The sequence below is a fragment of the Pseudomonas defluvii genome (assembly GCF_001695625.1).
Lineage (GTDB): Bacteria > Pseudomonadota > Gammaproteobacteria > Pseudomonadales > Pseudomonadaceae > Aquipseudomonas > Aquipseudomonas defluvii.
Genome location: NZ_MBPN01000357.1, coordinates 1 through 273, shown reverse-complemented (window position 1 = coordinate 273; position 273 = coordinate 1). Strand labels below are relative to the sequence as shown.

The window sequence follows — 273 nt, the reverse complement described above, 5'->3', positions numbered from 1 at the left end:
CCCCTGCGCCCGATTCCACCCCGGGCCCACGCACACGGCCATCATTGCGTTACCGGTATAGGCCGCATTGGCGGTCATCATCCGCAGTTCGCTGTTGTTGAACAGGCCGTCGGCACTCGCTTGTTCAAGGCTGTACAGGGTGTTCCAGACATTCAGCCCGACCAGCATCAGCGGCAGCGCCTGGCCGAAGTGCTTGCCCATCCATTCGCGGCTGCGGGCGTTGAAGCGCTCGCGTTGTTGGCTTTTGAGGCGGTGCTGGGCCAGGGCCTCCTG

Annotated in this window: 1 protein-coding gene; it reads right to left on the bottom strand. The window is 64.1% G+C overall.

Annotated features, from left to right (window positions below):
• Positions 1–273 (bottom strand): hypothetical protein (locus EKA13_RS28075; RefSeq protein WP_176717506.1); only part of this gene is annotated, 273 nt, incomplete at both ends.